The sequence below is a fragment of the Melittangium boletus DSM 14713 genome (genome assembly GCF_002305855.1).
GTDB lineage: Bacteria > Myxococcota > Myxococcia > Myxococcales > Myxococcaceae > Cystobacter > Cystobacter boletus.
Window position 1 is genome coordinate 2581753 of sequence record NZ_CP022163.1, and the last position, 23704, is coordinate 2605456.

A 23704-nucleotide genomic window follows, 5' to 3' on the forward strand; every position below is an offset into this window, starting at 1 on the left:
CGGCGACATCACACCGGAGTCAATCCACCCAAGACCGTTTCAACGACCGTGGAAGGTCGCCGGGCGTCGTTCCATGAACGCCGTGAGCGCCTCCTGGGCGTCCTCCGTCGTGGCGAGCCGCATGATCGCGGGGAACAGCTTCGCCGCGGCGGCGCGCTCTCCTTCGAGCACGGCGGTTCGTGCGCTGTCGAGCGTCGCCTTGATGGCGAGGGGAGCCTTCGACGCGATGCGCGCGGCAAGCGCCATGGCGGTGTCCATGAGCACCTCACGCGACACGACCCGCTGAACGAGGCCCAGACGGTGCGCTTCGTGTGCGTCCAGCGCATCACCCGTCAGGAGGTACTGCATCGCGTTTCCCCAGCCCGCCGTCTGAACCCAGCGTGCCGTACCACCACCGAACGGGAAGATCCCGCGGTCGATCTCGATCTGCTCGAACGTGGCGTCATCCGAGGCGATCGTGACGTCGCCAGCGAGCATCAACTCGATGCCGAGCGTGAGGCACTTGCCGTGGACCGCGACGACGAGGGGCTTCGTGCGCATCGGCCCGTGGGTGCCCCACGGGTCGATTCCCTCCGCGCGGAACAGCGTGTCCGCTTCGCCGAGGCGCGGAAGGACATCCATGAGATCCAGACCCGCCGTGAACATCGGCCCGTGCGCGAACAACAGCATGACTCGGACCGCCTCGTCGCTTTCGGCGCGCGCGAACGCCGACGAAAGCTGCTCGAGCAGCGCGACGTTCATCGCGTTGCGCTTCTCGGGGCGGTTGAGGCCGATCCTTCGAACGAAGCCGACAGTCTCTTCAGTGACGAGCGTGGACATGGGAACCCCCAGTGCGGCGATGACAAACGACCGTTAGGTGAATGTCAAAAGCGAAACCGCCAACCAGGCCACGGCGGGTTCTCCGCTAAACGCGTCCCTGGCGGGAGCGCCGGGGCGGGGAGCGTTTCACGGGCCCGCGCCCACCCGTGGCCTCCTCGAACAAACCCGGGCCCAGCAACTCGAGGTACTCGGCGAGTACCTCGCCCGGGTCTCGCTTCCGCCCCATGGAGAACGGCTGCTCTATCGCGAGGCGTCCCGAGGTGGCCAGGACGGCACCGGCCAGGCGCGCCCGCGGTGAGTCCGGAGAGAGACCCAGCCGCGCGGCGACGACGTGCGCGAGAGCCACTTCCGCGTCGGTGAGAATCTGGAGCCACACCGCGCGCAGAACCTCCGTCTCGTTCAGCACGGGGAGCAGGTTCTCCCAGTTCATGGAGTGGCCCTCCGCGAGGCCTCGGCGGAGCGCCTCCACCAGCGCCTCGCCCAGGGGCTGGTCGCGGGGTGCGGCACGCATGTCGGAGACGATGCGCGCGAGCGCCGCGTCGACGGCGGGGCGGATGGCATCCTCCTTCCGGGGGAAGTACCGGTAGAAGGTCCGCTCGGAGAGGCCCGCGTGGGCCGCGAGCTCCTTGACGGTGAAGTCGCTCGTGCGCTCCCGCATGAACAGGCCGATGACGGCGCGCGAGGCCTCGAGCATCGCCCAGTCGCGCCCCTCGCGCGGCGCGAGCGTGAGGGGCGGAGACTCCCGGTCCGCACCCGCGGCAGGTCGTCGTTCCCGTGGTTGGAGTTGGAGTCGCACTCGCTGGGGCATGGCGCGGAGCCTAACAAGTCGTGGCGGGAACTGTCACAGCCAGGGGAGCGCCGTCGCGGGTGGCGGTTTCTGCCAGTCCGTGGCATAAACTGCCAGACGGAGAACCGACATGAACTTCAGCTCCCCCACCTCCCGCATCGAAGATGGCCTCTTCCTGCCCGAAGGCGCGTCCCTGTTCACACGTCTGCGTGTGGCGGTCCGGGCACTGAAGGTCCTCGAGAAGCGCCCGGATGACAGCATCGCGGCGCCGTTGTTCAACGCGAGCCTCGACGGCGACATCTTCCAGCGGCTCTGCACGGAGCTGGCGAAGAGCGAGGACGGCCGGGAGCTGCTCACCGCACGCCCCAGCCTCCAGGGCAGCAGCATCGACCTCGCGGCGCTCGGCCGGCTCCCGGAAGGAACGCTCGGCAACGCGTTCGCCCGCTACTTCTCGGACAACGGCATCCACCCGTTCGAGAGCCCGTACGAGGTCCGCAACGACGTGGACTACCTCGTCAAGTGGTACCGGGAGACGCACGACCTTCACCACGTGGTGACCGGCTACGCCACGGACGCGGTCGGCGAAATGGAGCTCCAAGCCTTCGTGGCCGGCAACCTGGGACTCCGCACGAGTGTCCTCATCCTCCTGTTCGCCGCGGTGCTTCAGCCGCATGGCCTGCCTCCTTTCTGGAAGTACGCGCGAAAGCTGCGCGCGGCGTACCGGCGGGGCCGGCAGTCCGAGAGGCTGATTCGCATCCGGTACGAGCGCTTCTGGGAGGCGCGGGTCGAAGAGGTGCGCCAGCGGCTCCGGATTCTTCCCTTGGCCCCGGCCTGAGCGCCGCCGCACAACCCCAGGACCCCATGACCATGAATACGGCACTCACCCTCGATGCGCCCCGCCCCCTCCACGAATACGCCCCTTCCTCCCTCGAGTTGATCAAGGGAATCCGGCGAGAGGGATACCTCGGCTGGATGATGAAGGTCTGGCGCCAGCACGGGGACCTGGTCCGCATCCGGATGGGCTCGCGATCGTTCCTCCTGGTGACCCACCCGGACCACGTGCGCCACATCAACGTCACGCAACGCGAGAGCTACGACAAGGCCGAGAGCTACGACTCCCTCCGCGAGCTGCTGCTCGGCAATGGCATCGTCACCGCCACCGGGGTGGACTGGCGCCGGCAGCGCAAGCTCATGGCGCCCTTCTTCACCCCTCGCGGCGTGGAGAAGTTCTACCCCATCTTCCTCTCCGACACGCAGCAGCTCATCGAGCACTGGCGGTCCCAGCACCAGGGCTCCGGCCGCCCTGTCGAGATGCTCGACGAGATGATGCAGGTCACCGCCGCCGTCATCCTCCACTCGGTCTTCAGCACCGACACGGGCGAGACCCTGCAGCGCATCAAGCATTCGATCGAGACGATGATCTCCCACATCTCGAACATGCAGATGCGCCCGGTCCAGGTACCCCTGTGGGTGCCCACCCCCGGGAACCTGCGGTTCCACCGGGCCCAGAAGCTCGTGACGGCCTACATCCACGAACTCATCGCGCGGCGCCGGGCCATCCCCACCGAGCAGTGGCCGGATGACCTGCTGACGAAGCTGATGACGACCCGGGACGAGGAGACGGGGACCGTCATGGCGGAGCAGCTCCTCGTCGACAACGGCATCACCCTGTTCGCCGCCGGGCATGAGACCACGGCGCGGACGCTCTCGTTCTTGTGGTACGCGCTGTCCCAGAATCCGGAGGTGGAGCGGCGGCTACACGCCGAGTTGGACTCGGTGCTGGGCGACGCGCCTCCGACGATCAACGACTTGAAGAAGCTCCCGTACACCCTTCAGGTCGTGAAGGAAGTCCTCCGGCTCTATCCAGCCGCGCCGATGTACGCCCGTGACGCCGTCGCCGATGACGATCTCGATGGGGTTCGCATCCCAGCCGGGACGAGGACGATTGTCTTCGCCTACGCCACCCACCGGCACCCCGCGTTCTGGGACGAGCCGGAGCGCTTCGATCCCGACCGCTGGTTGCCCGAGCGCGAGGCCGAGCGCCATGCGCACGCCTACCACCCCTTCGCCATCGGACCGCGCATCTGCCTGGGCAATAACTTCTCACTGCTCGAGACCCACGTGATGGCGGCCATGCTCGCACGCCACTTCAAGCTGCGCATGAAGCCCGGCCACGTGCCACAATTCGACCTGTTGGGCACCCTCGGATCGCGCAACGGCTTGCCGATGCTGATCGAGGCGCGGACGGGCACCAAGACGCTCTAGTGCCCAGGGAACCACTCAGCCAAGGACCGTGGTCAGGTTCAGCGGGCCGGCGGGCACGCCGACGTCACGGCCCGCGGGGTTGTCCGAAGGCGTCTGCCAGGCGTCGGCCTCGGTCACGGTCTTGCCCGTGGCGTCGTTCGTGATGGACATCTTGCCGTTGTGGCCCGCGGGGGCAATCTGGCTGGTGTCGTAGCCGCTCCAGCCCGTGCCGGCGTTGCCGAACGTCGCCTCGCCCCAGGTCTGACCGGCGTTCGCGCCCGGGTTCGCCGTGCCGTCCTTCGACGCGGACCACGCCACGCTGCTGTTGTTGTCGAAGGCCACGACCTGCGACTCGCCGGGCTGCAGCGTGAACGTCTTCGGCGTGCTCTTGTCGAAGTACTGGCCGCTGTTGGGGTCCCCGTCCTCGCCCGTCTTGTTCCAGAGGGTGATGGTCTGCGGCTCGTTCGTCTTGTTGGTGAAGGTGTTCGTGAACTTGAACTGATCCTTCTGGCCCGGGTCGATGAGCTGCATGTTGCTGTTGTAGGGCGTGCCGACGTTGTTCTTGGCCAACCACGGCTCACTCGGATTCACTTGTTCGGTGGACCCCGCGGACGGCGGGCCAAACCCGGGGCCCGCATCGCTGTTGTAAGTGGGGTGCGCCGGGCCGCCCGCGCCGTTGGCCACGCTTGGAGCGGCGGCCGACTCCTGAGCCGCGGGCGTGCCGCTGAACGGCTGCGCCCCGCCGATGCCCTCCACGCCGGACGCGAGGTCCGGCGGCGCCTCGCCCAGGCCACCGCCCTGCGCCCCCTGCATCTGCTGCCCCAGGGTGCCCAGCACCTGCGCGATGTCGCCCAGCACCTGCGACACTTGCTTCATCGCCTGCTCCAGGCCTCCCCCGCCCTGATCGAAGGAGTCCGTCATGCGCTTCTGCCACAGCTCGTTCCCGGGCTTCGGCGCCAGCGCGCCGTCCACCCCTTGGGCCGGAGTGGAGGCCGGCTGGGTGCAGGAGGTGCTCACCGGGGGCGAGGAGAAGGACGGGCGGTTGAGAGAGGAGATGGACATTTCAGACTCCGTGGGGCCGAAGCGGGGAGAACCAGCGCGACCGACACGAAAGCAGGAACCGGGCCAGGCACGGGAGTGCGCGCGGGAAAGCCGGGCAGGTGCCGTAACCCTTTGAAACCCTTGGAGAAGGACTCGGGAGCGGCCGGAGGCTCGCGCGGGAAACGGGGCGGAAGGGAGAGGAGTCCAGTCACCAGCTGGAGACCGCAGTCACCAGGTCTCCGAGCACAACCCACTGCTTCTGATGGGCACCCCGGAGAGGGCGCCCATCCGTGGTGACACCTCAGTAGGCGGTGAAGCTCGCGAACTCGCCCGGATGGAACGAGATCAGCGTTCCGAGCGCGATCGGCTGTCCACTGCAGTCGTCGGTCCAGTAGGCGATCACGTTCTCGACGTTGCTCCACCCGACGAGGGCGCGGGCGGTGGCCGGGAACGGATGGCACCCGCCGTCGGGGGCGGGGAAGTTCACCACGGGGGTCCTGAACTCGTCGCTGTAGAACGTCAGACCCGATTCCCAGTCGGTGACGGGAGCGGCGGATGCGGCATCCGGTGAAACAGCGAGGCCCGCGACGGTGGCAACGGTGGTCAGGGCAAAAGCAGCACGAAGAGCGGTTCTGCGCATACTGACGTCCTCCTTGGGATCGATTTCAGCGGCCAGGAGCATGACGTGAATGACTTCACGCCGCAATCCGTAGACCCATTGAATCACATCAGCGATTGTATCTGAATGTACCTAATAGGTGCGTGTTCATGAGCAGAGTTTCAATTCCTGATAAATCAAGGAACAACCCCTACGGTCCACGCCCCGGGATGCTACTTCGCCGACAGCGCCAGGAATTCCTTCGTCAGCCATTCGAAGTCGCTGTACGCCGGCAGCTTCTCGAAACTGTGGACCGCCGGAGTGGTCGCCCAGGGGAGCTTCTCGCTCGTCCACGTCTCGATGAACGGCGTGAACCCGCTGGGGTCGTCGAGCATCGACGCGCGCACGTTGACGAATGTGTCGATGCCTTCCGGCCGAGTGAACATCCAGCTCATGCAGTAGGGACAGAAGTAGTGCTGGGAGGCTCCGTGCAAGCCGCCGATGACGGGCTCGCCCTGGGTGATCTCGAAGCCCTCGCTCGGAATCGCGGTGCTCAAGGAGAACGCACTGGCGGTCATCCGCTGACAGCCCGTACAATGACAGGCCATGGTGAGCAACGACGGCGCGCTGATCTTCAGCCGCACCCGTCCACACCGGCATCCACCTTCCGCGGGAAACTTCGAGTCACTCATAACGTCTTCCTTTCCTTTTTCGCCTGCCCGCTGGACTTGCCAGCGGGTACCACCGGTTTGGCCACATCAGAGGCACAGCGACCCGGGGTCCACAAGCGCTCGGATCGATCCACGACCTCGGCCCGTCGGGCGGACTCCGCCTGGAATCGCTCTTCGAGGACCACATCCATGCCCTGCGCACTTTGTCTCTCTTCACGGGCGGACGCCGCCGCTTTTGTGGTTCACCGTGTGTTGGGCATGATGGGGGCCAGTCGCACGTACACCATGCCGCCTACCGGCGTGCGGCTCCCGAAGAAGGGCACCAGGGACTCGGGCACGAGGTTCACCGCGCCCCGCGCGCCCAGGCCCGCCTTCACGGGCCCCCAGGGCGCGAACTGGTAGACATAGCCGAGCGCCAGGGCGCCCACGTCGAAGGTCTGGTGCTCCAGGGCCTCGGGCAGCACCAGGTCATGCCCCGTCTTGCGCACGTACTCCACCCGGCCGAAGACCGCGTGATGGCCATCCAGGTCCACGCTGCTCTCCAGGAGCGCGGAGTTCGTGGGGGGCTCGCCGGACTCCAGGTTGCGCCCGAAGACGGCGGTGGTGGCCCAGAAGCCCCGAGCCCCCACGGGCGCATGGTACGTGGCCGAGGCGGTGAAGCGGTTCGCGGACACCTCGGGCTCCAGCGCCTCCGGGCTCGCCAGGTAGCCATAGGACACCTGGGCGCTCACTCGGGTCGTGGGGTTGGCGGACAGGCGCACGGAGAAGGAATCGGGGGCGCGCGGGTCCAGGTCATAGCGGTTCTCGTCGGGCTCGCGGCCGTTGAACGCGGAGACCTCCAGCTTCGCGAGCGGCGTGACGAGGCCCACGGTCGCCACTCCGAAGGAGATGTGGGTCGAGTCCTGCCAGTGGTGGCCGAGCACGGCGAGGGGGTCGAAGCGGGCGGAGACGCGGTGAGGGAAGGCCACGGGGCCCAGGGCGGGCTCGCCCGCGGGCGCCACATAGAGCATCAGGCCCCAGGTGTCCGAGAAGTAGTGCGTGTAGGAGGCGGCCAGTTCCATGAACAGATCATGGGGGTGCTGGCGGTCGCGCAGAGGCTCACCCCGATAGGACTCGCCCGTCTGGAGCAGCAGCGGATAGCCCCCGTTGGCACCCGCGGTGAGGGGATCCGGGCTGAGCATCAGGCTGAGCACGAGCTGTCCCGAGGACCACTCCCGCTCGGCCATGAGCATCGCCCAACCCAGGGCCTCGAGGGCCCGCGCGCCCCGAGGTCCCCCTTGGACGTCGTAGCCCCCGAAGAGCAGGCCCTGGAACATGAGGCCCCAATTGCCTACCTGGCCGTGAATCATGGCGGGGGGAAAGAGGTCCGGCTGCCACGAGGTGCCCGAGCCCCGGCGCATCAAGGGAATGTCGCGCAGGGAGCGCACCTCGGTTTGCGAGTGGCCGCCGTGCGCCGCAGGGTCCGTGTGCGCCAGGGAATCGCCATGCGCCATGTGCCCGGCGTGTTCCGAGTCCGACGTGGAGGACCGCGCCTGGGCGGACAGCCCCAGGAAGAGACCAAGGAGCAGGGGAGGAAGGCGCATGGGTCCGCCCACTGTCCCGAGGCCAGACCAGCACCTCAAGCGAGGCGCGCCGTCAATGCCCTCCGCCGAACAAACCTCCGAGGCTCAGTGTCCCGCGTCGGGAGCGGAAAGCGTCGCGGGCGGAGTTGATGAGCCCCCATTACCACTGAATGGGGCCGGTGCCGTCGTGGTGGGCATCGAAGGGGGGCACGCTCCGCCGCCGCTGCGAGGCCAACGGCACCTTGGGCTTTGGCTTGACCTGGCTGTCAGCCGCTTTCTGTAATCGACGGGTTTGGGCTTCCAGCTCGGGCGGTTCGCCCGGAGAGGTGCGGCAATGTCTAGGCATTCTGTCGACACTCGCCCCGTGGACACACGGCGGCCCCTGCGCGCGGGGGCGCTGGCGCTGGCGGCGCTGATGCTGGTGACAGCGTGCGCCACGGGAGCCCCCATGGGTGGAGGGTTGACGGCTTCCCCTTACCGTCCACCCGTGCCGCACGACTTGTCCGAATCGTCGGCGCTGGAAGCGGAAGCCAAGGACGGGAGCCAGGAGGGAGAGGCTTTCTTTGCCAAGCTGCCCATGGACTTCGCGCCGGTGCAGGTGAGCGACGCCGAGTTTTCGGCGGCCATGACAACGCTTTGGCTCAACATGCCGCTTCGGGTGGCCGCGTCCCGTCCCCCGTTATATGTCGGCCGTAGGCTGGCGTTGGCTTCCGCGCCCTTGAGTGGCGAAGCGTGGCAATCAGACCTGGCCAAATCCTATGGGCATTTTTGCGAGCGGTGCGGCACTCCAGGAGATTGCCTGACGCTGTTTGAAGACGGGCCCCGTATTCGGGATGACGACAAGCGAAGCCTTGCGCTTGCCCTGGCGGTGGGTCCTGCCCTGGAAGGCGTAAGCGCGGAAGTGCGAGCCATGCTCGACCCTACGCGAATGCTCGCAATGCTGAGCATGAGCATCACGGTTTATATGGCGCTGCTGGTGGCGCCCGTGCCCGAGCCGATAACAAAGGGCGCGGCCTTGATGTTTAGCGCCGCCTTGTGGGGCTATCTCGGTTATGAATTCTTCGACCTGCTGCGGGCCTATGCGCGGCTTTACGAGGATGCGCCCCGGGCCTCTACCTTCGCGGAGTTGCGTGAGATCGGCGAGCGTTTCGGGCGTGTCATCGGTCCCAACAGTGTACGGATTCTCGTCATCGTGGGGACGGCGGCCATTGGTGAAACGGTGGCCCTTGCTTCCAAGGCCCCAAAGCTCCCCGGATTCGCGCAAGCGTCGGAGAGAGTCGCGGCTCATACCGGCTTGGGCCTGCTGGAGACGGTAACCGGAGCCGAACGCCTTATTGTCTCTGTGCCAGAGGGGACGATTCGCGTGGTGTTGGCGCCTCATGCCGTGGCCATGGCTGCCCGGGGCGTTGCCGCTGGGAGTCCTGCCCCGACTCGGGGTAAGCTCCTCCCCAACGGACACAGGGCGTGGGGGTCGTTTGGCGGCTTCAAGTCAGCGATGGGGAAGGCGGGCCCCGGAAAGGAATGGCATCACATCGTGGAGAAGACTCCGGGCAACGCGAAGCGGTTTGGCGGAGAAGCCCTGCACAATACCGAGAACATCACCGCATTAGACAAGGCGCTTCACACGCGGGTTAGTGCGTTTTACTCCGCAATCAAGCCAAGGATCACGAACTCAAAAACGCTGACAGTGCGGCAGTGGCTTAGTACCCTGTCCTATGAGGCACAGCGCGAGTTCGGCTTGTTGGCCATCAAGAACCTTGCCGGAGGTATCTGGTGACTGATATTGAGAAGCTCGTTGCGGAGTTTGCCGAGAACGTGGCTGCACAGACGGATTCAATCTGGAGAGGTGACTCGAAGACCGGCAACAAGCACGCCAAGAGATACATTGCCGCATTCGACGGATTGACCGCACATGGTGATGCCGGGCGCAATGCGCTCGCTGTGCTGTTTACGCACCCCCGCATGGATGTTCGAGTGTCGGCGGCTGCGTATTTGCTCCGATACCGGACGGAAGAGGCCCGAGCGATACTGGAAGAGGCGGCGAGGGGTGTGGGGATGATTCCCTTTGAGGCTTCGTTAGTATTGAAGAATTGGGAAAGCGGCACGTGGGCCCTGGACCCTGCCGAGGATGCCGCGGGGCAGCCAGAAGCGCCTAGCCCAACACGACCCAGCCAGCGCAGCCGACCACGCACGGGGCGCGGCACTACCGACAAACGGAGGGGGAGCAAGCGGAACAAGCCCGACGGTTGATCTTGAGAAGAGCGCGCCAGAACCGGGCAGGCGAGGCTCGGGCCGGTGGAGGTCACCGGGCAGCCACGGATCACCTTCCTCGACAAGTTCATTTATGAAACGAACTCTTATGTACCGGTTCGATTGTTTGCCGTGCGATCTCCACCCCCGCGCTGAACGGTGTCGCATGTCCCCACCACGCACTCGCGCCCGCCGCCATGGCTTCAAAGCACATCCGCCGCCGCAGCGAGGCCAACGGCACCTTGGGCTTTGTCGTGATGGGGGCCGAGAGGGGGCCGGGGCAACCCGCCTGCCCCTGCACCCTCAAGCCGTGGGAAGCCCAAGGGCCCCGCACCGTCACCCTGGGGAACGTCACGTTCCCGGTTGGGGAGCAAGCTGGGAAGCAAGGCGCGGCGCGCGAGGAGTGCCGCCACTCCATCCGGCCGGAGGGAAAACCGACCTACCCGATGGGTTTTCAGCACCTCACCAGGCCCGACGGCTTGACCTGGCTGTCAGCCGCTTTCTGTAATCGACGGGTTTGGGCTTCCAGCTCGGGCGGTTCGCCCGGAGAGGTGCGGCAATGTCCAGGCATTCTGTCGACACTCGCCCCATGGACACACGACGGCCCCTGCGCGCGGGGGCGCTGGCGCTGGCGGCGCTGATGCTGGTGACAGCGTGCGCCACGGGGGCCCCCATGGGTGGAGGGTGGACGGCTTCCCCTTACCGTCCACCCGTGCCGCACGACTCGTCCGAACCGTCGGCGCTGGAAGCGGAAGCCGAGAACGGGAGCCAAGGAGGGAGAGGCTTTCTTTGCCAGGCTGCCCATGGACTTCGCGCCGGTGCAGGTGAGCGACGCCGAGTTTTCGGCGGCCATGACAACGCTTTGGATCAACATGCCGCTTCGGGTGGCCGCGTCCCGTCCCCCGTTATATGTCGGCCGTAGGCTGGCGTTGGCTTCCGCGCCCTTGAGTGGCGAAGCGTGGCAATCAGACCTGGCCAGGAATTATGGGCATTTTTGCGAGCGGTGCGGCACTCCAGGGGATTGCCTGACGCTGTTTGAAGACGGGCCCCGTATTCGGGATGACGACAAGCGAAGCCTTGCGCTTGCCCTGGCGGTGGGTCCTGCCCTGGAAGGCGTAAGCGCGGAAGTGCGAGCCATGCTCGACCCTACGCGAATGCTCGCAATGCTGAGCATGAGCATCACGGTTTATATGGCGCTGCTGGTGGCGCCCGTGCCCGAGCCGATAACAAAGGGCGCGGCCTTGGTGTTTAGCGCCGCCTTGTGGGGCTATCTCGGTTATGAATTCTTCGACCTGCTGCGGGCCTATGCGCGGCTTTACGAGGATGCGCCCCGGGCCTCTACCTTCGCGGAGTTGCGTGAGATCGGCGAGCGTTTCGGGCGTGTCATCGGCCCCAACAGTGTGCGAATTCTCGTCATCGTGGGGACGGCGGCCATTGGTGAAACGGTGGCCCTTGCTTCCAAGGCCCCAAAGCTCCCCGGATTCGCGCAAGCGTCGGAGAGAGTCGCGGCTCATACCGGCTTGGGCCTGCTGGAGACGGTAACCGGAGCCGAACGCCTTATTGTCTCTGTGCCAGAGAGGACGATCCGCGTGGTGTTGGCGCCTCATGCCGTGGCCATGGCTGCCCGGGGCGTTGCCGCTGGGAGTCCTGCCCCGACTCGGGGTAAGCTCCTCCCCAACGGACACAGGGCGTGGGGGTCGTTTGGCGGCTTCAAGTCAGCGATGGGGAAGGCGGGCCCCGGAAAGGAATGGCATCACATCGTGGAGAAGACTCCGGGCAACGCGAAGCGCTTCGGGGGCGAGGCCCTGCACAACACTGAAAACGTTATTGCACTGGATAAGGTGCTACACGACAAGGTGAGCGCCTTTTATTCAAGGATTCGATTTTCATCACCAAATCGACAAGACTGACGGTGAGGCAATGGCTTAGCACTCAATCCTACGAGGCGCAGAGAGAATTCGGCTTGCTTGCGATGGAGAACATCAAGAACGGGGTTTGGTGATGGACTTGGAGAGTATAGTGGAGGAGTTCGCCCGAAACGTGTCTGCACAGACAGATGCGATTATGCGTGGCGACCGTAGCAAGGGAGGGGACAAGGAGGCGAAGCGATACATAGCCGCCTATAAGAAGCTACGCGACCATGGCGAGGCTGGACGGGATGCACTCGCAGGACTGCTTACGCACTCACGCATGGATGTGCGAGTCTACGCGGCGGGTTTCTTGCTTAGTGATAGGCCGGAACAAGCCTTGCCCGTTCTTAGGGAAGCCGCCAAGGGTGAAGGTCTGATTCCTTTTGAGGCATCCCAGGCGTTGAAGTATTGGGATGAGGGCACTTGGAGCTTGGATATTGATTAGAAATTAGAGTCGCGTGCCCGGTGTCTCCGTCCAAGCCCGACGGCAGCCACGGCTGGCACCTCGGGCCGGTGGAGGTCACCAGGGCCCGTTAGGCGAAGCTCGGAATAGCCGCGTAGGCGCTCCGCATAATCATGGGGCCATGCCCTGTTGATGACAGGCCCCCCCCGCTGCCTTCAGGTGAATCGAATGCGGGTTGCGGAGCTTGCTTACAGCTACTGTTGGGCCACCCGCTCGTTTAATTCTACTGAGTCAGAGCTTCAGTGCGCGCTCGGCTCCTCCTCCGGCTTCTGGCACTGCGCGCCCAGGGCGTTGTTGGAGAAGGTGTTGCCGTACTCCGCGAGGGTGAAGTCCGTGGTCACCGCGCTCGCGCGGAAGAGGCCGCAGCCGGAAGAGTGGGTGAACGCGCTCCGGGTCACGAAGGCGCCCAACTCCGCGTTGACGGTCAATGCCGCTGGGCCCGCGTGGGACACGGAGACATGCTCGAGCCTGCTGCCCTGGGCCTGGTCGAAGCGCAGACCCTTCCAGAAGCCCGGTGAGGGCGCCGCCGCGTTCGCCACGAAGCGGATGGGTTGCGTGGCGGTGCCCTGGGCGATGAGACTGCCCTGTTCGTCCACCCAGATTTCCTTGTCCGGAGCCATCCGGAGCTCGGTCCCCGGGGAGAGGGTGAGGACCGGTCGGGTGAGGGGGTTTCCCACGGCGAGGTCGCTCCTCATGACATAGGGCACGCCCGGATTCGGCCACGTCTGACTGTGGTTGACGGCACCAGAGACGAAGACGGCGTCGGACGCGTTGCCCGTGAATTCACTGTCCGGGGGAATGGAGCCCACCGCGTCGGCTCGGATCGTGAGCGGTTGATCGCACCCGTTCGCTCGGAGCTTCGTGGAGCCGGGAGCGAACGTGCCGCCCACGAGCAGATAGGCGACTCCGACACACCGGCGCACGGTGACGTTGTCGGCGAGGAAGGCCCCATCCACGTACAGGGCGCCGCCACGCACATACCCATCGACGCCCTCGATGACGGCGTGATGGAGGCGGATGGCGGAGTGCTCGCGCACCAGGAGCCCTTCCCAGCCGTGGGATTCAGGAGAGGTGTTTTCGTCCTCGGAGGTGAGCAGGACGGGGTTCGCCTCGGTTCCTTCCACGGAGAGAACCCCGGTGTCGGTGTCACCGACGCGCAGTCCCATGTGGGGCATGAAGCGAACCACGACGCCGGCTTCCAGGGTGAGGGTGGGGGTGTTGGCGCCCGCCACCGTCAGGTGGGTGGTCACCACATGGGGATTGTCCGCCGCCCGCCACGTCTCGGAGGTGGTGAGGCTCCCTCCATGGACGGTGCCTTGGACGTTCAGAATGGCCTCACCGGGGAGGATGTCATAGCGGGTCGAGATGGCCGTCGCCTGGAGGGTGACCGTGCCCTGGGCGCGGGCATCCACCTGTCCCGTCGCATTCACGCCCGCCCGCTTCGTGTCGCTGCTGCTCCAGATGAGGTGACCGACCTCGACGGGGCGCCCCTCGGGGTCCATTGCGCTCGCCGCGCACTGGGTTTTCTTCAGGACCTCCAAGGTGGTCGCCTCGCAGGTCACCTTGATTTGGACCTGTCCCTGGGTTGTCGCCTCCTCGCAAGCGGACAGACCGAGCAGGAAGCAGCAAGACAGGAGTCGATTCGTTTCTTTGATGTTCATGGGATCAATGCATGCCTCTATCACTCGGGGTTGTAGTCCGCGAGTGGGTCCCGTCGGAACGTCCGCCCGCGCGCCCATTCCCATTGAAGTCCTCGGCCAGGGCATGAGGCCCCTCGATGAGGAATTCACCCAGTTACGTGGCCCTCCCGCACTTCATGTGGTCCTCGAATCGAGACGCCTGATGCTGGAGCGACGATCCCCAGGAACTGGCGAGCACACAAAGCGCGGGAGAGGCTCTGAAGGCCGGGCTACCACATCAGCGAGTTGCAGACGGCCTGCGCCTGGTCGATGAGATCCCAGGAGCGCAAGTTGAGCTTGCGGACCACGTACTGCGGGGGGCAGAGGTCCGAGAACTCATAGCCTCCTCCGGTGCCTCCGACCTTGACCGTGGAGAACTCCACACCGGAGCCGCTCATCCAGTTGTTGGGAGTGGCGCAGGACAGACCCAGCGAATCCAGGAAATTGTTGTTGTGACCATGGAATCCCACGACGACCTGTCCGGCCGGGCACTGGATGTTGAAGGGGGTGACCGTATAGGCGCCGGTCGTCGCCGACGTGTAGTACCAGGCCCCCAGGGTCCCGTCGTTGTTCAGGTAGCGGCAGACGAGGCCGAGTGACACGACGATGTCGCCGGCGCTCCCGTGGATGCCCACCGCCACGTAGTTGGCCGGGCACTCCTTGCTGCTGGCCGCGCCCCCGGAGCCACCGTGGGCCGACAGGTTGACGCTGTAGGAGCCCACGGAGAGCGCGGAGCCGGTCTGGCCCAGGTCCGAGGAGGCTGGGGCCTCGGAACCCTGGAGTTCGGGAGTGTTGGTCTCCTCAATGCCGCAGGCGGGCAGGATGGAGAGGCTGGCGGCGATCATCAGGGCGGAAGAGGTCTTCTTCATGGTGTCTGTCCTCGAGATATGGAATGGCGGTGTGCCGTCCCAACGTGGAGAACAGTGCCTTCTGGACCGTGGACCAGCTGTGATGTGCTTCACAGGAAGGCTGTGAGCAGTCTTACCGATCCACTGGACTCCACGTAGTACTCTAGACGAGGGCAAACCCAAACTTCGTCCGCCAACTCATCGGGCTTCGGGTACCCCACCATCCACGCTGGTCGGAACAGGACGGGATTTCGGCACAGGCAAGAGGCACTGGCCCTTGAACGCGACGGTCTGGCGCGGGCAGTCCGGAGGTCTTTGCCACAACCGAAGCCAGCAGGCGCCGGACAGTTCCACTTCCAACCCCTCCGTACAGGGCGCCTGCTTCTGGTTTCTCGCCGGCAACGGCGCCTGCTCATTCTGGCTGGCACTCGGCTCCAGCCTCACATCCGTGGCCCATTCCTCTTCTGGAACATGGATACTCGGCATGACTGGTGCTCCGCGATTCACCGGCATCAACACCAGTAGCACCGCCGCTGCTCGCACGAGACTCCTGGGCCAGTGACTCCTCTTCTGCTCACGCACGGCAACGGGAGGCGCGGAGCTCCATGACGGCCTGGGCCTCGGGGGCCGGACCAGGTGCCGCTCGGGCTTCTCCCCTTCCCTCTCCGCTGGAAGTTCCTCCCACTCGAAGATGCCCGCGTCCCATGCGGCCTCCTCTCCGCGAGCCGCCGCGGCCAGCGCTTCGTGCAGCACCACGCCACTCGGGTAGCGCTCCCGAGGCTCCTTCGCCAGCAGCCGGACAATCACGTCACTCAGGGCCCGAGGCACCCGGGGGTTGACGCGCGCGGGCTCCAACGGCCTCACGTGCACGATGGCCGACTGCAACACATCCGCTGGCAGCCACTCGGAAAAGGGGTAATGCCCCGTGGTCGCCCGGTACAGACACACGCCCAAGGCATACAAGTCATCCGTGGGTTGAAAGACGTAGTGCGTTCCGGGGCGCTCGGCGCTGCTCCACAGGAAACGCACCGCCTCGGGGCTGAGCAGGTACAGCGTGGCCGGCGGCAGCGCTCCCGTGGTGAGCGGGGCCGCTCCCTCGTACCACCCCACTCCGAAGTCCAGCAGCACCGGCTGTCCATCCGACGCGCGCACCACGATGTGCTCGGGCTTGAGGTCGCGGTGCAGCACCCCTCGCGCATGCAGTTCGCCCAGGGTTCTCGCCACCGTGGCGCCCACTCCCGCGAGCCGACGGAAGGTGGTGCCTTCCGTCTCCGCCCACACGTCCAGGGCCTGGCCGGGTACCCACTCCATGACGAGTCCCAGACGCCCTTCTCCGGAATCCGGCCAGCGGGCGCAACCGTGGAAGCCCACCACATGCGGGTGGGCCGCCCGGCTCCTCATCAGCTCCACCTCCCGCTCCGCACGCCCGTCCCTCGCATCCAGCGCGAGCTTGAGCGCATGGAAGTCGCCGGGATTCTCCGTGTCCTCCACCCGGTAGACGGCCCCCTGCCCTCCCACTCCCAGCGGCTCCACCACTCTCCAGCGGCCCACCCTCGTCCCCGGCTCCAACGCATCCGCGAAGTGCGTCACTCCATGGTTCGTGGTCACCCTCTCACCTCCGCACGCGTTCGTCCGCCAGGACGCGGCCTCTTACTACGAGGTGAGAGCGGACGTAACCTCGGACGGAGGGTTCCTCGCACGATGCGAGATGACATGACAGGTCGTGTCGGAGGTGGCACACGGCCACCCTGTCCTGTCGAGTGGACAGGTCCTGTTCACCGGAGAGGCCAAGTGCCACGCCCGCGACGAGGTGTCGGACACGCGGGGGTCGTTCAAACCCCTGTAAAACCAGGAACACGTGGAATTGGCCCCTGTCTTGCTCACGGAAGGCGCGGGACCGCGAGGTCCCCTGTCTCCCAACCACGAGAGCATTCCATGCGAACCCCCTTTCCCGTCCGCCGAGTCCTCGGCCTCTTCTCCCTGTCCCTGCTGGCCGCGTGCGGAGGGATGCCCGAGGAGGGCCAGGACGCGCTCGCGTCCGGCACGAGCGAGCTGGCCGTGCCCTCCAATTTCCTCTACCGCCAGGGCAAGCAGCTCTATCTCAACGGAGCGCCGTACCAGATGGTGGGGATGAACGCCTTCTCGCTGACGGGCTGTGGCGCGGCCCCCACCGACGCCCAGCTCGACGCCTACTTCGCGGGGCTGCGTCCCAACAGCCTCACGCGCACCTGGGCGTTCAAGCCCACGGGCCTCACGAGGATCGAGAAGGTGGTCCGCGCGGCCGAGAAGTACAACCAGAAGCTCGTCCTCACCCTGGCCGACGGGCGCAGCCACTGCGGCGAGACGGATGGCGCCCAGGGCGGTGACGGCAGCGGCAAGGTGAGCTCCTGGTACTCCAGCGGCTACAAGACGAACTACCTGCCGTGGGTGCGGGAGATCGCCACGCGATTCAAGGGCTCCGCGGCGGTGGGCATGTGGGAGGTGATCAACGAGCCGGGAGACACCGACAACACCACCCTCAAGGCCTTCTTCAACGACGTCAGCACGAACATCAAGCAGGTCGACCCGAACCACCTGGTGAGCTCGGGCTCCTGGGCGCCCTGGGCATACGGGGGCGAGTCGGGCTTCAAGCTCATCCACGACGTGCCCCACATCGACGTGGGCAGCCTCCACGAGTACGACTACGACTACAACAACGGCAACACCATCGTGTCCCCGCACTTCTCGACCGCCCTGCGCGCGATGGACGCGCTGAACAAGCCGCTCATCATCGGGGAGACGGGCATCAACGCCGCCGACAGCGGCTGCCGCACCAACCGCACCCGGCGCCGGGACGACATGCGCAAGAAGTTCGAGCAGTACCTCGCGGGCCGCGCCGCGGCGGTGCTCGTCTGGAACTGGCAGGCCAAGGACACGTCCGCCTGCGAGCTCACCTTCGGGCCGAGTGATCCCATCCTCCCCATGATCAAGTCCTTCCCCCTGGCCCAGACGCCGCCGACGGAGCCGCCGCCCACGGGGAGCACCACGGTGCAGCTCAACGACAGCGTGGTCGGCAGTGGGCTGGAGCAGTTCCAGTACTCCGGCACCTGGGAGTCGGGCACCGGCACTGGCAAGTTCCAGGGAGACGATCACTTCTCGCACGCCGCCAACGCCTCCTTCACGGTGCGCTTCACGGGCACGCAGGCGAAGCTGTACGGCTCGACCGCTCCGCACCATGGCATCGCCTCGGTGTCCATCGATGGCGGCTCGGCGGTGGACGTGGACTTCTACGCCTCGACCCGTCAGGACCAGAAGCTGCTGTGGACGAGCCCCACGCTGAGCTCCGCGACGCACACCCTCAAGGTGACGGTGTCGGGCCGCAAGAACGCCAGCTCGTCCGGCATCACCCTCAACGCGGACCGGGTCGACCTGACGGTGGTCCGCTAACCGTCGTGCGCCGCACGGGCCCTTTCCTCGAGCACCGCTGCTAGAGTGCGGCGGGATGCGCGTGGGAAGGGTCAGATCGCCGTGGCGAGGCAGGGTGCTGGGATGCTGGGTGCTCCTTCAGTCGCTGCCTGGCGTCGCGGCCCCCATCCACTGGTTCTCGGATGACTTCGAGACGGGGACGCTGCGCACGAGCGACACGCCCGCCGGCCGGTGGGACGATGCGGCGGCCACCAGTCCCAACACCCTCGCCAGCGGGGCGGCGGGGGCACACCGGGGGCGGTACGGGCTCACCGTGACCGACCGCACCAGCAACCCGGGCTCCCTGGCGAGTGCCAGCGTCGAGCCGGGTGCCCCGCTGTCCTCGGAGTTCCACGTCCGGACGTGGCTGCGCCTGCGCGCCGTCAGCGCGTCCGGGAGCGTGGTGGCCGTGCAGGCCCTGCCGGCGCTGGTGGAATTGCGACTCCTGGCGCCGGAGCCCACCTGGGAGCTCGCCGTGAGGAACGGCTCGGGCCGCACCTACGTCAGCCTCCATGGCTCGCGGGTCGAGGCGGAGCGCTGGTACCTGGTCGAGTTCAGCGCCCGGGGACTGGGCACCACCGCCGGAGAAGCCCGGCTGTGGGTGGACGGCGTCGAGCAGGGAGTCCTCTCCGGGCGCGACTGGCGGGATGCGGCCAATGTGTTGGATCGGCTCGTGGTGGGCGAGCCCTGGTCGGACACGGGCACCTTCGTGGGCTCCCTCGACTTCGATGACGTGCGGGTGAGCACCTCGCCCATGGCGAGCCGGCTGGGTCTCCAGCGGCCCCAGGACACGGGGGCCTCCTCGGGGTGCATCCCCATGGACGTGTCCCTGCGGGACTCCGCCACCGGGGCACCCGCCCCCGCGCCGTACGAGACCGAGGTGGCCCTGTCCACGGTGGCGGGAGCGGGTGGCTTCCACGCGGATGCGGCGTGCGGGACTCCGAGCGGGCGCGCGCTCCTCGCCGCGGGGACCTCCGAGCGGCGCGTGTACTTCCGCCCGGGAGGCACCGCGGGCACCGCTCGGGTGGAGGCCTCGCACCCGGACTTCCTCTCCGCGACGCTCGCGGTGGAGCACGAAGGAATGCCCGATGACGCTCCGGACGCGGATGACGCCGCCACGGGGCCCTGGACGATGACGCCCGGCTGCACCTCGGCGCCAGGCGCCCTCGTGGCGCTGCCAGTGCTCGTGGGGCCCTGGCTTCGACGCGGGCGCTGGAGACGCTGAGAGCCCGAGGACCTGTCCTGTCGAGTGAACAGGAGTTGTTCACACCTCAGGTCAGTCCGTGGCCGGGCAGTACGGTGTTTCCCTCGTATGTCCTGATATCCGGGACTGGCACAGGGATTGCTCATGGTGCGCACGCAATCTCCGACCTCATCGGAAAGGCAGAAAACCGTGACCCGCGCATCTCCCCCTTCCTTCTCCCGTGGCCAGCTCCTCCGGCTCGTGGCCTCCACCCTGCTCGCCTTCTCCACCGCCTGTGGAGGTCCCCTCGAGGACACGAGCGCCGAAGCCCTCGTGGAGGTCACCCAGGCGGCCGAGACGTCCGGGGCGCTGACCATCACCCAGGCCGCCAAGGCCACAAGTACGTCGCTGGAGCGCGGTCAGACCCTGAGCGCGACCGTGACCTACAAGAACAACGGCACCACCGCGGTCACCACGAAGAACATCGTGCTCACCTCGCGCGCCCCCGGCGGCTCGCACGCGAACGGCCCCTTCTATGACCTGACGCCGCGCATCACCGGCCGCACCCTGCAGCCGGGCGAGAGCGTGACGCTCACCGCCACCCGCACCATCGCCTCGACCGATCCGCTGGGCACCTGGGAACTCTATCCGACGTGGGAGGACAGCTCGAGCGTCTGGCGCGATGGCGCGAGTGCGGCCTTCACGGTGGCCACGCCCAACAGCGGAGGCGGTGACACCGGGACCGCCGGCCCGTGGCTCTCGGGCGCCTCGGGCGTCGGCGTCGCCTCGGGTTCTTTCGCCACCTGGCGCGGCAGCGCGGTGAAGATCGCCGCCACCTGGTCCGACAACAACACGGCCGCGGCGAACTTCTGGCAGCTCGACTCCGGCGCGGAGTTCGGCGCCTGGCAGCAGAGCCTGGACATGGCGGTGGGTGCCATCGACTCGGGTGAGACCTGGGCCAAGGCGGCCACGGGCACCTACGACGCGCGCTGGCGTCAGTCCCTCACCACGCTCAAGAACAAGTGGGGCAGCCGCCCGGGCACGGTCTACATCCGCTTCGCCCACGAGATGAACGGCAACTGGTATCCCTGGAAGGTCACCGCCAGCGACGCCACGTCCTTCATCGCCGCGTGGAAGCGCTACCGGGCGCTGCAGAAGGAAATCTTCCCGGCCGCCAAGCTCGTCTTCAACGTCAACCGTGAGTCCGTGAGCTCGGGCATCGACTGGCGCAAGACCTTCCCGGGTGCCGCCTATGTCGACGTGATGGGCGTGGACTATTACAACCAGTATCCCTACGTCGCGGACGTGGCCACCTGGAACAGCTCCCTCCTGCAAACGGATGGCTACGGGGCGCCCAAGGGCCTGGCCAAGCACCTCGAGTTCGCCAAGAGCGTAGGTCTGCCGCTGTCCATCTCCGAGTGGTCCGGCAACGCGGACAACGGGGACTCGGTGGTGTGGATCGAGCAGATGCACGCCTTCTTCAAGGCCAACGGCGGCACGGGCGCCGGCAAGCTGCTCTACGAGTGCCTCTTCAACGTGGACAGGGACAACCGCCGGTGGATCCTCAACCCCAACACCCGCATGCCCAACTCCGCCGCGCGCTACCAGCAGCTCTTCTGAGCTGACGCGACTACCGGCTCCCTGGCTCTGGGAGCCGGTGGCGTGAGGACCCGCCCGGGGTGAAGCGCAAGCCGGAGAGGCCCAGCAGATGCGTGGTTCCGTACTCGGAGCCCGAGGGAAGCCAGCGTCCGCTCAGCTCCGCGAAGAGGGAGAACCGGTGGGAGAGGGGAATGCTCGCGCCAGCGGACACTCCACCGCCGAACAGGGCCGGGCCTCCCAGCGCGTATCCATCGAGCGAGAGGAAGACCGTCAGCGGGCCGAGGAGTTCTGGCGCCTGGACTCCCAGGCGCGCGGACGCTCCGAGCTGGCGGCCCACGGTGGCGTTGAGCTCTCCATGGACATACGTGCCCGCCAGCCGGACTCCCGCTTCCATCCCCATCCCCGAGAAGGGAGACAGGCCCAGCGCGGCCCGGACCTGGGCGCTGAACGCGAGCGCGGACCCGGGTGACGATGGCGAGACGGCCGGGGGAAGGACGACACGCACCTGCTCCGTGCGGCCAGGACGCGCCTTGACCTGGAGCGCCGTCCTCCCCGGACCCACCTCCAGCATGTGCGTCCCGATGGGGACCGGACCCCGCCAGGGCGCCCGACCCAGCGGGCGGCCCTCCAGGAACAGCTCCGCTCCGGAGGGCTCGACCTCGATGGCCAGCTCGCCCCGGAGCCGATCACGCAGACTCTCGAAGAGCGCCACCACGGTGGGCTGCACGCGCTCCGGATCCAGGCGTACGTCCGGATCCGACTCGAGCGCCTGGGCGAAGGCGGCTTCCATCTGGGTGTACCGGCGCAACGCCGCGAACACCTCGCCCCGGACCAGTTGCAACCGCGCGACGTGGGTTTCGTCACGGATGCGCCGCAATCCCGCGTCCACCCGGGAGAGCGCGGACTCGAAGTCTCCCTCGGACAGCGCCTGGAGCGCCGCCTCCAGCTCGCGAGGCTCCTCGGCGGGCGCGCCCGAGGCGAGCAGCAGCGACATCACGAGCAGGGGGGCGATCATTCGTGAAGCTCGATGCGTACCACTGCTTTCGTCCCTGGAAGAACCTCGATCGGACGCTCCTCCGAGGCGAAGCCCACGCGCTCCACGCGCACGGAGTGCCGCCCCTCGGGCAGCTCGAGCGACACCGGGGTGGCCCCGTGGTGCTCGCCGTCCACGCGGACATGGGCCCAGACCGTGCGGCCCTGGTGCACGGTCACCACGCGAACCTCTCCCCGGCCCTTGCTGGCTCTTGACCGGGACTCGCCGCCCACCGGCGAGGGCGCGCGCGAGGTTTGCGCGCGGGCATGGCGGGAGGAGTTCGAGGCGGAGGGACGGGAGTCGCGCACCGCCGGAACGGGAGCCGGAGCGGCCACGGGCGAGCGCTCCGGAAGCGCGGGGGCTTCTGGCGCCGGGGCCGACGGGGCGGAGGCGGGAGCGGTGACGGCCGACACGGAGGTACCAGGCTCGGCCGGCACGGGGACGGCTGGGGCCTCATCCGACGCGTGGAGCGCGAGCCCGCCGAGGACGAGGGCGCCCACGCTCGCGACGCCCAGCAACGCGAGGGCCAGCGGCCGCATGGGTTTGCCGCGCCCACCGGGAGCCGGCGCCGGGGGAGGCGTCGTGGCCGAGGCGGGTGGCACGCCCTCCGGGTCCTCCAGCGCCGCGAGCAACGCGAGGGCTCCCGCGTGGCGCTGCTCCGGGTTCATCGCGGTGGCCCGGACGAGCACCGCGATGAGGGAGAGGGACAACCATGGCGCCCGCTCCCGCAGGGCCTGGGCCGCTTCCCGGGGCCCTTCGCCGAGGAGCCGGCAGGTGCTCGCGGGCGGCAGGCCCGTCAGCATCTCCAACAACACCAGCCCCAGGGAGAACAGGTCCGCGCGTCCGTCCACGGGCTCGCCTCGAGCCTGCTCGGGCGCCATGTAGCTGGGCGTCCCGAGCCGCGAGCCGCTTCGGGTGGCTTCCTCGCCGCGATGCTCCCAGAGAATGCCGAAGTCGAGCAGCGTGGCGTGCCCACCCGGCGAGAGGAAGATGTTGCCCGGCTTGATGTCGCGATGGACGCAGCCGCGTTGGTGGATGAAGTCCAGCCCCGCGCAGAGCTGCCGCGCCAGGGCGAGCACCTCCGGGATGGGCAGGGGTCCGGGCACCGAGCGCAGGTAGCGCGCCAGGGACATGCCCTCCAGGTGCTTCATCACGATGAACGGACGTCCGCGCTCCTGGCCCACCGCGTGGATGGGGGTGATGTGCGGGTGCTCCAACCGCGCCATCGCCCGCGCCTCGCGCTCGAAGCGCGCCATGCTCTCCGGATCCTCGCACAGCGCCTCGTGCAACAACTTGATGGCCACGCTGCGCTCGAGCGCGAGGTCCCGGGCCCGGAATACCTGACCCATGCCCCCGGCACCCAGCGGTTCCTCCAGCCGCCACTTGCCCTCCAGCACGTCACCCGGAGCCAGGGGCCGCCGCTCTGTCTCGCGCGGACGCCACCCCGCCTCGCCCGCGTGCTGGGTGATGGCGGTGCACTCCGTGCAGGGGCCTCCTGGTGAGGAGACGGGCAGCCCGCAGGTGGCGCACGAAGAGGGTTGCTTGTGGGGGACCATGGGGGGCCCTATGGTGC

At 67.3% G+C, this 23704-nt stretch carries 19 protein-coding genes and 2 pseudogenes; 9 read left to right on the top strand and 12 right to left on the bottom strand.

Going from position 1 to position 23704, the window contains the following annotated elements:
- Positions 1-39: 39 nt before the first annotated feature.
- Entirely contained in the window at positions 40-819 is a 780-nt protein-coding gene (locus MEBOL_RS10695) for a crotonase/enoyl-CoA hydratase family protein (protein WP_095977329.1), read from the bottom strand.
- An 85-nt stretch (positions 820-904) separates the two neighbouring features.
- Positions 905-1627 carry a TetR/AcrR family transcriptional regulator gene (locus MEBOL_RS10700; RefSeq protein WP_095977330.1) on the bottom strand — a complete coding sequence of 241 codons (723 nt, stop codon included), beginning with the start codon at positions 1625-1627 and terminating at the stop codon, positions 905-907.
- Positions 1628-1736: 109 nt separating this feature from the next.
- Here MEBOL_RS10700 and MEBOL_RS10705 point away from each other — a divergent pair, with 109 nt between their 5' ends.
- Both MEBOL_RS10705 and MEBOL_RS10710 read left to right on the top strand, forming a co-directional pair.
- Positions 1737-2441, top strand: a complete 705-nt coding sequence (locus MEBOL_RS10705) for a Coq4 family protein (protein WP_095977331.1) — start codon at positions 1737-1739, stop codon at positions 2439-2441.
- A 32-nt stretch (positions 2442-2473) separates the two neighbouring features.
- Complete coding sequence (locus MEBOL_RS10710) at positions 2474-3871, top strand: cytochrome P450 (protein WP_245919635.1); 1398 nt, start codon at positions 2474-2476, stop codon at positions 3869-3871.
- A 15-nt stretch (positions 3872-3886) separates the two neighbouring features.
- Here MEBOL_RS10710 and MEBOL_RS10715 read toward each other — a convergent pair whose 3' ends face one another.
- The 4 genes from MEBOL_RS10715 to MEBOL_RS10730 form a co-directional block, all read right to left on the bottom strand.
- On the bottom strand, positions 3887-4912 hold the full coding sequence (locus tag MEBOL_RS10715; RefSeq protein ID WP_095977333.1) for a hypothetical protein: 1026 nt from the start codon (positions 4910-4912) through the stop codon (positions 3887-3889).
- A gap of 280 nt (positions 4913-5192) precedes the next feature.
- The gene (locus MEBOL_RS10720; protein WP_245919636.1) at positions 5193-5573 is read right to left on the bottom strand and encodes a hypothetical protein; all 381 of its coding nucleotides are present in this window, start codon (positions 5571-5573) and stop codon (positions 5193-5195) included.
- Positions 5574-5722: 149 nt separating this feature from the next.
- On the bottom strand, positions 5723-6181 hold the full coding sequence (locus MEBOL_RS10725; RefSeq protein ID WP_095977334.1) for a GFA family protein: 459 nt from the start codon (positions 6179-6181) through the stop codon (positions 5723-5725).
- A 221-nt stretch (positions 6182-6402) separates the two neighbouring features.
- Positions 6403-7743 carry a hypothetical protein gene (locus MEBOL_RS10730; protein ID WP_095977335.1) on the bottom strand — a complete coding sequence of 447 codons (1341 nt, stop codon included), beginning with the start codon at positions 7741-7743 and terminating at the stop codon, positions 6403-6405.
- A gap of 313 nt (positions 7744-8056) precedes the next feature.
- Between MEBOL_RS10730 and sitA5 (MEBOL_RS10735) the strand changes: the two genes are divergently transcribed.
- Together sitA5 (MEBOL_RS10735) and MEBOL_RS10740 are read left to right on the top strand one after the other, a co-directional pair.
- Positions 8057-9499 (top strand): SitA5 family polymorphic toxin, encoded by a 1443-nt coding sequence (gene sitA5, locus MEBOL_RS10735; RefSeq protein WP_483869358.1) that lies wholly within the window; start codon positions 8057-8059, stop codon positions 9497-9499.
- A pseudogene (locus tag MEBOL_RS10740) lies at positions 9493-9843 on the top strand (DUF2019 domain-containing protein); the annotation flags it as partial. The gene sitA5 (MEBOL_RS10735) and the pseudogene MEBOL_RS10740, both read left to right, overlap by 7 nt.
- 217 nt (positions 9844-10060) lie before the next feature.
- Here the strand turns inward: MEBOL_RS10740 and MEBOL_RS44055 are convergent.
- Positions 10061-10390, bottom strand: coding sequence for a DUF5953 family protein (locus MEBOL_RS44055; protein ID WP_425437607.1), 330 nt, complete (start codon positions 10388-10390; stop codon positions 10061-10063).
- A gap of 141 nt (positions 10391-10531) precedes the next feature.
- On the opposite strand from MEBOL_RS44055, the pseudogene sitA5 (MEBOL_RS10750) reads away from it, so the two are divergent.
- Together sitA5 (MEBOL_RS10750) and MEBOL_RS10755 are read left to right on the top strand one after the other, a co-directional pair.
- Positions 10532-11974, top strand: a pseudogene (gene sitA5 / locus MEBOL_RS10750) (SitA5 family polymorphic toxin).
- Positions 11974-12327, top strand: a complete 354-nt coding sequence (locus MEBOL_RS10755) for a hypothetical protein (protein ID WP_170115481.1) — start codon at positions 11974-11976, stop codon at positions 12325-12327. Before sitA5 (MEBOL_RS10750) ends, MEBOL_RS10755 begins: the two are co-directional and overlap by 1 nt.
- 257 nt (positions 12328-12584) lie before the next feature.
- Here the strand turns inward: MEBOL_RS10755 and MEBOL_RS10760 are convergent, their stop codons facing one another.
- The 3 genes from MEBOL_RS10760 to MEBOL_RS10770 all read right to left on the bottom strand — a co-directional run bounded on the left by MEBOL_RS10760 (position 12585) and on the right by MEBOL_RS10770 (position 16480).
- A complete protein-coding gene (locus tag MEBOL_RS10760; RefSeq protein ID WP_157774871.1) occupies positions 12585-14006 on the bottom strand; it encodes a hypothetical protein in 1422 nt (473 codons plus the stop codon).
- Between the two features lie 248 nt (positions 14007-14254).
- The gene (locus tag MEBOL_RS10765) at positions 14255-14893 is read right to left on the bottom strand and encodes a jacalin family lectin (protein WP_095977342.1); all 639 of its coding nucleotides are present in this window, start codon (positions 14891-14893) and stop codon (positions 14255-14257) included.
- A gap of 177 nt (positions 14894-15070) precedes the next feature.
- Complete coding sequence (locus MEBOL_RS10770; RefSeq protein ID WP_095977343.1) at positions 15071-16480, bottom strand: serine/threonine protein kinase; 1410 nt, start codon at positions 16478-16480, stop codon at positions 15071-15073.
- A gap of 327 nt (positions 16481-16807) precedes the next feature.
- On the opposite strand from MEBOL_RS10770, the gene MEBOL_RS10775 reads away from it, so the two are divergent.
- The 3 genes from MEBOL_RS10775 to MEBOL_RS10785 all read left to right on the top strand — a co-directional run bounded on the left by MEBOL_RS10775 (position 16808) and on the right by MEBOL_RS10785 (position 21119).
- Positions 16808-18298 carry a cellulase family glycosylhydrolase gene (locus MEBOL_RS10775; protein ID WP_157774872.1) on the top strand — a complete coding sequence of 497 codons (1491 nt, stop codon included), beginning with the start codon at positions 16808-16810 and terminating at the stop codon, positions 18296-18298.
- 109 nt (positions 18299-18407) lie between these two features.
- Positions 18408-19541: a LamG-like jellyroll fold domain-containing protein gene (locus MEBOL_RS10780; protein WP_157774873.1), complete on the top strand. Its 1134-nt coding sequence runs from the start codon at positions 18408-18410 to the stop codon at positions 19539-19541.
- Positions 19542-19709: 168 nt separating this feature from the next.
- On the top strand, positions 19710-21119 hold the full coding sequence (locus MEBOL_RS10785; RefSeq protein WP_095977346.1) for a glycosyl hydrolase: 1410 nt from the start codon (positions 19710-19712) through the stop codon (positions 21117-21119).
- A gap of 10 nt (positions 21120-21129) precedes the next feature.
- Here MEBOL_RS10785 and MEBOL_RS10790 read toward each other — a convergent pair whose 3' ends face one another.
- Both MEBOL_RS10790 and MEBOL_RS43605 read right to left on the bottom strand, forming a co-directional pair.
- Complete coding sequence (locus tag MEBOL_RS10790) at positions 21130-22113, bottom strand: hypothetical protein (protein ID WP_095977347.1); 984 nt, start codon at positions 22111-22113, stop codon at positions 21130-21132.
- Positions 22110-23687 carry a serine/threonine-protein kinase gene (locus tag MEBOL_RS43605; RefSeq protein ID WP_170115482.1) on the bottom strand — a complete coding sequence of 526 codons (1578 nt, stop codon included), beginning with the start codon at positions 23685-23687 and terminating at the stop codon, positions 22110-22112. The genes MEBOL_RS10790 and MEBOL_RS43605 overlap by 4 nt, the downstream gene beginning before the upstream one ends.
- Positions 23688-23704 lie beyond the last annotated feature (17 nt).